7 protein-coding genes and 2 pseudogenes are annotated in these 6,734 nt (G+C 49.3%); 2 read left to right on the plus strand and 7 right to left on the minus strand.

Annotation, left to right across the window (positions count from 1 at the left end):
• Nucleotides 1-97 precede the first annotated feature (97 nt).
• A complete protein-coding gene (locus DBR00_RS17645; protein WP_108488015.1) occupies nt 98-1,168 on the plus strand; it encodes an AI-2E family transporter in 1,071 nt (356 codons plus the stop codon).
• 1 nt (nt 1,169) lies between these two features.
• Here the strand turns inward: DBR00_RS17645 and DBR00_RS17650 are convergent.
• Nucleotides 1,170-1,394, minus strand: a pseudogene (locus DBR00_RS17650) (tyrosine-type recombinase/integrase); the annotation flags it as partial.
• On the opposite strand from DBR00_RS17650, the pseudogene DBR00_RS17655 reads away from it, so the two are divergent.
• Nucleotides 1,386-1,840: pseudogene (locus DBR00_RS17655) on the plus strand (transposase); the annotation flags it as partial. The pseudogenes DBR00_RS17650 and DBR00_RS17655 sit on opposite strands and share 9 nt — an antisense overlap.
• Nucleotides 1,841-2,002: 162 nt before the next feature.
• On the opposite strand, the gene DBR00_RS20575 reads toward DBR00_RS17655, so the two are convergent.
• From DBR00_RS20575 to DBR00_RS20590, 6 genes are all read right to left on the minus strand, one after another.
• Nucleotides 2,003-2,380, minus strand: a complete 378-nt coding sequence (locus tag DBR00_RS20575) for a hypothetical protein (RefSeq protein WP_146180706.1) — start codon at nt 2,378-2,380, stop codon at nt 2,003-2,005.
• A gap of 132 nt (nt 2,381-2,512) precedes the next feature.
• Complete coding sequence (locus tag DBR00_RS20580) at nt 2,513-2,956, minus strand: hypothetical protein (RefSeq protein WP_146180707.1); 444 nt, start codon at nt 2,954-2,956, stop codon at nt 2,513-2,515.
• Nucleotides 2,957-4,411: 1,455 nt separating this feature from the next.
• The gene (locus DBR00_RS20585; protein ID WP_146180708.1) at nt 4,412-4,753 is read right to left on the minus strand and encodes a hypothetical protein; all 342 of its coding nucleotides are present in this window, start codon (nt 4,751-4,753) and stop codon (nt 4,412-4,414) included.
• 435 nt (nt 4,754-5,188) lie between these two features.
• On the minus strand, nt 5,189-5,455 hold the full coding sequence (locus tag DBR00_RS17660) for a hypothetical protein (protein WP_108538089.1): 267 nt from the start codon (nt 5,453-5,455) through the stop codon (nt 5,189-5,191).
• Nucleotides 5,456-5,553: 98 nt separating this feature from the next.
• Complete coding sequence (locus DBR00_RS17665; RefSeq protein WP_158271576.1) at nt 5,554-5,967, minus strand: DUF2059 domain-containing protein; 414 nt, start codon at nt 5,965-5,967, stop codon at nt 5,554-5,556.
• A gap of 116 nt (nt 5,968-6,083) precedes the next feature.
• Complete coding sequence (locus DBR00_RS20590; RefSeq protein ID WP_146180709.1) at nt 6,084-6,371, minus strand: hypothetical protein; 288 nt, start codon at nt 6,369-6,371, stop codon at nt 6,084-6,086.
• Between the last annotated feature and the right edge of the window lie 363 nt (nt 6,372-6,734).

Consider the following 6,734-nt stretch of genomic DNA (forward strand, 5'->3'; position numbering starts at 1 on the left):
TTTGAAAACCGCAGCTATCGAGCTGCGGTTTTCTTATGTAACGGGCCTCGCGGTTTGAGTATTTCTGGATAAAACGTTGGCATATGGAGCGCTGGGCATGATCGATTCGCACCGTTGGATATGGATAGTCGCGGCACTGCTGCTGTGCGGCCTGGTGTACCTGCTGGCGCCGATTCTCTCGCCGTTTCTGATCGGCGTGCTGCTGGCCTATATGGGCGACCCGCTGGTCGACCGTCTGGAGCGCTGGAAGCTGTCGCGGACCTGGGGGGTGGTGGTGGTTTTTGCCCTGATCACCCTGATCATGGCCATTCTGCTGTTGGTATTGGTGCCCATGTTGGGCAAACAGCTGGTGCGTTTGTATGAACTGGCACCGCAGATGCTCGATTGGGCACAACACCAGGCATTGCCGTGGGTTCAGCTCAAGCTGGGTCTGAGTGATGGTTTCTGGCGCTTTGATCAATTGAAGGCGGCTTTCTCCGGGCAACTGGGTAAAACCACCGATATCGTTAGCACGCTGCTGTCCACGGCCACGGCCTCGGGTATGGCGCTACTGGCCTGGCTGGCTAACCTGGTGCTGATTCCGGTGGTCAGCTTCTACCTGATGCGCGATTGGGATCTGATGGTCGCCAAACTGCGCAGCCTGCTGCCGCGCGGCCGTGAAGGCCTGGTTGTGCAGCTGTTCGGCGAGTGTCACGAAGTGCTCGGGGCTTTCCTGCGTGGTCAGCTGCTGGTGATGTTGGCTCTAGGTGTGCTGTATGCCACCGGTCTGATGGTGATTGGCCTGGAACTCGGGCTGCTGATTGGCGTGCTGGCCGGTTTGGCCAGCATCGTGCCTTACCTGGGTGTGGTGGTCGGCATCGGTGCCGCGCTGACGGCGGGACTGTTCCAGTTCGGTCTGGATTTCTACCCGCTGATGGGCATTGCTGCAGTCTTTATCGTCGGGCAAATGCTCGAGGGCATGCTGTTGACGCCGATGCTGGTGGGTGACCGCATCGGCCTACATCCGGTCGCCGTGATCTTCGCCATCATGGCGGGCGGCCAACTGTTCGGCTTTACCGGCATCCTTCTGGCTCTGCCCGTGGCGGCGGTGATCATGGTGTTAGTGCGTCATCTGCATGATTTCTATAAACAATCGGACACTTATGGCGCTACGCCTGAAAACGATTGATTTATAAGAAATTTATTTCGCGCTGTTTTTCGTGTGTCGAAGAAGTGTCGAAACCATCCAGCGGGTTGAGACGCAGCGCACCACGCAGATGGGAAGGGGACAAGTGGGCATAGCGCATGGTCATGGTCAGCGACGAATGCCCCAGCACCTCCTTTAAGGTCAGGAAATGTCCGCCGTTCATAATGAAGTGGCTGGCAAAGGTATGACGTAGCATGCGCAGCAGCTGCATAACCTGCGCGAGATGTGGAAGAAGTCCCGTACTCAGTAGATCAACCAGCTGCGCGGGATCTTCCGTGAGATGGGCACCGAAGCGCCGGCCAGCACAGCCGCTTTCTTGCGGGCAGCTGGTGAGTTCCTGGAGCGCCCGGAAGTCTGTGTCTTGCGTGGGGCGCTGCAGGTCGATCAACCTGTACGAGCAGTCGATGCACGAGTGCGAAGCGCAGCTGGCATGCCTACGACTAGATCGTACGCAAACTCGACGAAGTCAGCGGCGTCGGCCTGCTGACAGCGAGTGCGCTGAAAACCGCAGTAGGCCGCCCGGAACGCTTTACCAATGGCCGCCAGCTCAGCGCCTGGCTGGGCATGAGCCCGAGAGAACACCGCAGCGGCGAGCGCCGCAAACTGGTGCATATCAGCCGGCAGGGCAACACCTACGTGCGCACGTTGCTGATCCGCGTGATCGATTGAACGCTTGGCCCCCGCTGCGCGAACTACAGAATGGCCAGGGCAGAACAGCCCAAAACAGGCCGGATATACGAATGCAATCGCGCTGACGACAAGTGCAAAAGAAAAGCTTTGCTCACTACTTGCGGAGGAGAGTCCATATACCAGTTGTTAGGAGTTTGATCCCTCTGTTACATATAGCTCGAAACTGTATGGCTCAGCCAGCATTAAGTACTTGTCGCACTTGGGGAAAGATGCCGCAAACCAATCACCTGAATATGTTCGAAACTCTAAATCAACTTTTGCGCCAAGTATTTCGTAACTTACCACAACGAAATCAGCAGCAGAATAAAACTTGTATGAGATAGAATTTCCGTTTGATTCTAGGGGCGGTGGGTAATTGGAAATCCCTAGTGAGTGCGGTAGTTTTTCTAGAAATTTATAAGGGGCATCATCTAAAATTTTGGGCTCGGATAAATTGCCGAATACTATTTTAAACACTTCATCATGATCACATACGTATATCACGCCATCTTTTGGCAGAGTCAAACCTCGAATTCTTTCCGATATTCTTGGCAATCCTAATTTTTTATTGATTGTGCCTAACGTTTGGTTAAGAGCGTGCTTTAGCCCATCCCAGTGAGCGAAGCGAACGGTTTGAACCACTTGTTAGGTGAGGCCTCATAGTACATCTAGGCAGTCTTCTTCTGCTGGAACTTCTAGTGAGTGGTAGAGATCCTGGAAAGTAACTGCTGCGATGATTCCATCGATTGCGGCATCTAAACCTCTTGATTGTGGTAAAAAAGGGTCGGCACTACAATAATCATTTCTTAGGTATTCAATGATTTCCGACTTTAACGTAGCAATATCTATATCATGTTTATCAAGATGAATTTCAATACGGTTTGTGGTGTTAAGTATGCTAAATATTTTTTGCCAAACAGTATCACCATAAAAACCAAGAACTGATATTTTCGAAATGCGCTTTACCTCGCCTGATGGGTAAAGGATCAAAGAGCCAACATTTTCATTATTTAATTTCTTTTGAGACTTGAACTGTGACAGCTCAAACACGCCTGAATTAATTGGTATTAATGCTTTTTTGTTGCGATCAAGAAGTATCATTTGAGGTCTCTAACTGTCTATTCACCTAACGTTTGGTTAAGGGGCTGGCTTTAGCCAGTCCCAGTGAGCGAAGCGAACGATTTGAACCAGTTGTTAGGCTTCATGCAATGCGTCCCTTCAGCGTCAGTAGACGTATGCATTCTTCTGCTCGCTCAACCCCGCCCCATTCAATGGGCTCTGCAACAAGAGGCATAAGCAAACGCGCTATTGCCTCCGCCTCCGTCCAGTCAAGTGAACACACAGCCTTTGATTCGTAAGATTTGACGGATGGTGAGCTATATCCAATGCGGCACTCGCTTTCGATTAATACGGGTAGCTCAAGCTCATATTGCTTGTTGTGAGAGTCTTGGAATACAAGCACATAGGTTCCACCATCACGGCAAACGTCGGCTGCGTATATGGAAGTAGGAACTGGGAGGTTCATGGTTGAGGCCTAACGTTTGGTTAAGGGGCGGGCTTTAGCCCGTCCCAGCGAGCACAGCGAGCGATTTGAACCAATTGTTAGACGCTCGGATGTACGCATAATTTGAAGCACTGTATTCCTGCTTGTAATGCGTTACGCGATAAACCTGGCGAAACGCGATAAATCCTATGTTTCGATGTTGCTGGAAAACCGCAATTTCAACGTGCCCCGATGGCGGCGGCGATGGCTCAGTAAACACAAATTTTGAAACTGTGTGAAGCCTAAAGCAATGGAGCGGGGCAGCGGTTTGACGCGGTGCAAAAACAAACTTTAAAAGTGAATTGTCTAACGTTTGGTTAAGGGGCGGGCTTTAGCCCGTCCCAGTGAGCGAAGCGAGCGATTTGAACCAATTGTTAGACGCTCGGATGTACGCATAATTTTAAGCACCGTATTCCTGCTTGTAACGCGTTACGCGATAAACCTGGCGAAACGCAATAAATTCAATGTTTCGATGCAACTGAAAAACTGCGATTTCAACGTGCCCCGATGGTGGCGGCGCTGGTTCAGTAAACACAAATTATGAAACTGTGTGAAGCCCAAAGCAGTGGAGCGATATTGCTGATGTACGCGATTAGAAACCAAATAAGCTGAAAGCGATTGGCTAACGTTTGGTTAAGGGGCGGGCTTTAGCCCGTCCCAGCGAGCACAGCGAGCGATTTGAACCAATTGTTAGACGCTCGGATGTACACATAATTTGAAGCACCGCATTCTTGCTTGTAACGCGTTACGCGATAAACCTGGCGAAACGCGATAAATCCAATTTTTCGATGTTGCTGGCGAACTGCAATTTCAACGTGCCCCGATGGTGGCGGCGATGGTTCAGTAAACACAATTTTTGAAACTGTGTGAAGCCTAAAGCAGTGGAGCGATATTGCTGATGTACGCGCTTAAAAACCAAACAAGCTGAAAGCGATTGGCTAACGAATAAGCTAAGGGGCCGGCTTCGCCGGTCCCAGCGAGCGGAGTGAGCGCTTTGAGCGAATTGTTATACGCTAGTTGCACGAACCTTTTTCGAAGAAGAAATAGGTTCCATACTTTAGCGTCATATCGTTCTCTTTGAGTGAAACTATATTGTAATTACCCATTGCGGTGGTTTGGATCTCACTGCCACTAATTGAGTAGTCACCAGATTGCTCAAAGACGCCCATCTTGTAATTGAGTCTTCCTTCTTTTGTAAACTCATACGAAGAGTTGTCTGGGGTTCTTTTTCCATCAAGTGAGGCGGCTAAAGATTTTAGACACCATGTACCATATAGGTCGTCAATTTTGTACTCGCTAGCTTGAGCTGATGTAGCGAATACGGAGAGTAAAAGCGCTGCTTTTATGGATTTCATGAAGTTCCCTCTAGTGTATAACGTTTGGTTAAGGGGCGGGCTTTAGCCCGTCCCAGCGAGCACAGCGAGCGATTTGAACCAATTGTTAGACGCTCGGATGTACGCATAAATTGAAGCACCGCATTCCTGCTTGTAACGCGTTACGCGATAAACCTGGCGAAACGCGATAAATCCTATGTTTCGATGTTGCTGGCGAACCGCAATTTAGACGTGCCACCGATGGTGGCGGCGATGGTTCAGTAAACACAATTTTCGAAATTGTGTGAAGCCTAAAGCAGTGGAGCGATATTGCGGATGTACGCGATTAAAAACCAAACAAGCTGAAAGCGATTGGCTAACGTATGGTTAAGGGGCGGGCTTTAGCCCGTCCCAGTGAGCGCAGCGAACGGTTTGAACCAGTTGTTAGGCTTTTCACACGGACTTGAAAATAACCCTTCATTCAGTTGCTCTTTTCCTAGCTTGGGACTTAACAACCTCAAGCCAAGTTTCTTCGTCAGGTTCTAGCTCAGGAAAAGCAGCTACTGCTTTATTGACTGTTTCATCCAGAACTGCCGCCATGGCACGACCGATAGAGAGTTTTGCCTCTTTATGGAGGTCGGCTGGAAGTTCAGTAAGGGCATCGATAAGTGCGGAATTTAGCGCAGCGCAAGCATCTATGCCTCCATTCCTTAGCATGCGAGCTGCGTTTAGCGTCAGTGCCATGATTTAGTCCTTTATGTTTAGAGCCTAACGTTTGGTTAAGGGGCCGGCTTCGCCGGTCCCAGCGAGCGGAGCGAGCGATTTGAACCAATTGTTATAACTTACTGCGCGGGTGTGAGATGCCTTAATGCTTTTTGCATATTTTCCACAAGAATAGCTGAGGTTTTCTCATTTACCTCTGGTGCTTTAGCTATAAATGATTTCCCAATGGGGGAGGAAAAGAATTTATTAATGGCCTTGAGCTCGTCCACAGTGTAAGACTCTTCATATACTTTTGTAGTAGGTCCAATTAGCGTATCCCACGCCATGGCTTCTCTGAAATATTTCTCAAATTCCGGTGTTGCTGTTGCTGGGTTTTCGGCGAACTGCTTTATGTAAGCATCAATCATTAATTCGTGATTTTGTTTGGCGTTTGTGATCTCTAACATTTCTAAGATGAGGTCGTTTTTCTCTCCACCATAAGCAGAGGTCGCAAATATTAGGCAAAAACAGAGGGCAAACTTCATGTTTTTCATGTGTATCTCCATGGGTTATAACGTTTGGTTAAGGGGCCGGCTTTAGCCGGTCCCGAGTGAGCGAAGCGAACGGCTTGAACCATTTGTTAGGCTTCGGGCTTCGCATGCTTTGCGGTCTATGGATTGTAGATAGGAGTTGGGTTTTGCTTTGTTGCCAACTCGATGCCTTTACGTTCGATCAAAAATACTACGCCAGGCCAATTTTTGCCTCTTGGTAACGCATGGGCTGTGGCTAGCTCGCTTATTTTTACACCCAAGCCACTCAGATGGTTGGTCACTACTAGGCGGCGCCAGCGGCATCGTTGATAGAATTGTTTTGTGAATTCTTTTTTGCGCCTCTGCCTTGGATGGCAATGATATTCAGCAATAAGTAGCTTCCCTAAATAAGCTTTCATCTCTTCCAATGGCATATTCCGCCATTTTTCTCGAAGAATGGCTTCTGTTCTAGTGGCTTGCGACTGCTTTTTAAACCGCAGAGGCGACGTTCTCATTGATCTGTAGTACATGGTGCCTAACGTTTGGTTAAGGGGCGGGCTTTAGCCCGTCCCAGCGAGCACAGCGAGCGATTTGAACCAATTGTTAGACGCTCGGATGTACGCATAAATTGAAGCACCGCATTCCTGCTTGTAACGCGTTACGCGAAATACCTGGCGAAACGCGATAAATCCAATGTTTCGATGTTGCTGGCGAACCGCAATTTAGACGTGCCACCGATGGTGGCGGCGATGGTTCAGTAAACACAATTTTCGAAATTGTGTGAAGCCTAA

It is taken from the genome of Pseudomonas sp. HMWF032, from assembly GCF_003060885.1.
Taxonomy (GTDB): domain Bacteria; phylum Pseudomonadota; class Gammaproteobacteria; order Pseudomonadales; family Pseudomonadaceae; genus Aquipseudomonas.

Bases quoted from the DNA above. Each gene is read 5' to 3' on its own strand.
- DBR00_RS17645 (WP_108488015.1), top strand. From the start codon at position 98: ATGATCGATTCGCACCGTTGGATATGGATAGTCGCGGCACTGCTGCTG.
- DBR00_RS20580 (WP_146180707.1), bottom strand. From the start codon at position 2,956: ATGATACTTCTTGATCGCAACAAAAAAGCATTAATACCAATTAATTCA.
- DBR00_RS20585 (WP_146180708.1), bottom strand. From the start codon at position 4,753: ATGAAATCCATAAAAGCAGCGCTTTTACTCTCCGTATTCGCTACATCA.
- DBR00_RS17660 (WP_108538089.1), bottom strand. From the start codon at position 5,455: ATGGCACTGACGCTAAACGCAGCTCGCATGCTAAGGAATGGAGGCATA.
- DBR00_RS17665 (WP_158271576.1), bottom strand. From the start codon at position 5,967: ATGAAAAACATGAAGTTTGCCCTCTGTTTTTGCCTAATATTTGCGACC.